This is a genomic window from Alkalihalobacillus sp. BA299, assembly GCF_017745675.1.
Lineage (GTDB): Bacteria > Bacillota > Bacilli > Bacillales > Bacillaceae_F > Alkalihalobacterium.
In genome coordinates, this window is sequence record NZ_JAFLJM010000056.1 from 1 (window position 1) to 1,020 (window position 1,020).

Annotated in this window: 2 protein-coding genes; both read left to right on the plus strand. The window is 35.0% G+C overall.

Features of this window, described 5'->3' with window-relative positions:
* The first annotated feature begins 51 nt into the window (after positions 1-51).
* Positions 52-603 (plus strand): helix-turn-helix domain-containing protein, encoded by a 552-nt coding sequence (locus J0N78_RS25485; protein ID WP_209125863.1) that lies wholly within the window; start codon positions 52-54, stop codon positions 601-603.
* Between the two features lie 59 nt (positions 604-662).
* Positions 663-1,020, plus strand: a 358-nt coding sequence (locus J0N78_RS25490) for an IS3 family transposase (protein ID WP_209125864.1), incomplete at its 3' end; no start/stop codon positions are given.

Genomic DNA, 1,020 nt, shown 5'->3' on the forward strand with positions numbered 1-1,020 from the left:
TGTACTGCACCCCAAAAGTTAGAGTGAAATCTAACTTTTGGGGTGTTTTTAATGGCTAAATATAGTGAACAATTTAAGTTAATGCTAGTTAAAGAATATCAAGCAGGAAAACTAGGATATGACCTTTTGGCTAAGAAGTATGGGATAAAAAGTAGTACTGTCATTAAGAGGTGGGTAAAACTATATGAGCAATTCGGAAAGAATGGATTACTAAGAAAGAGGGGGAAGGAAAATTATCCTGTTCAATTTAAACTGGATGTATTAAGATTTATGAAAAGAACAGGTTCTTCAGTAATGGAAACAGCTCTTCACTTTGGGCTGACAAACCCCTCTATGATAACTGCTTGGAAAAAGACTTTGTTAGATGGTGGTGTTGAAGCCCTGGATAGATCGAAAGGACGGTCACCTATGTCTAATAAAGAAAAGAACGAAAGAAACAAAAAAGAAATGACGTATGAACAAAAATTGGAGAGAGAAAACGAGCTTCTTCGTTTAGAGGTAGAATATTTAAAAAAGTTGCGTGCTTTTCAGATGGATCAGGAGAGCTATCTCGAAAAGCACAAGCAGCGTTATCATTCGAACTCAAAGAAAAATTCAAATTAAAGGATGTTTTACACATAGTCGGTATTCCTGAATCCTCCTACCATTATCATATAAAAATGATGAAAAGGGAAAATCCAGATCAAGAACTTGAAGAATGCGCTCAAGCCATTTTTGATGAAAATGATGGCAATTATGGTTATAGGCGTATCCATTTGGAATTGAAAAACCGCAGTTTCAAAGTCAATCATAAGAAGGTGCAACGCATCATGAATAAACTTGGACTTAAAGGAGATAAGTTCAGAAGAAAATCACGCAAGTATAGTTCTTACAAAGGAACTATTGGAACTGTTGCTAAGAACCGTATTAAGCGTCGTTTTTATACAAATGTGTGTCATCAAAAACTAGCAACAGATATTACAGAATTTAAGTGTTCAGACGGTGTAAAACTGTATCTCAATCCAATTATGGATATGTTCA

What these genes read in the sequence shown, in the direction of transcription:
- J0N78_RS25485 (WP_209125863.1), top strand. Translation starts at nt 52, where the DNA reads ATGGCTAAATATAGTGAACAATTTAAGTTAATGCTAGTTAAAGAATAT.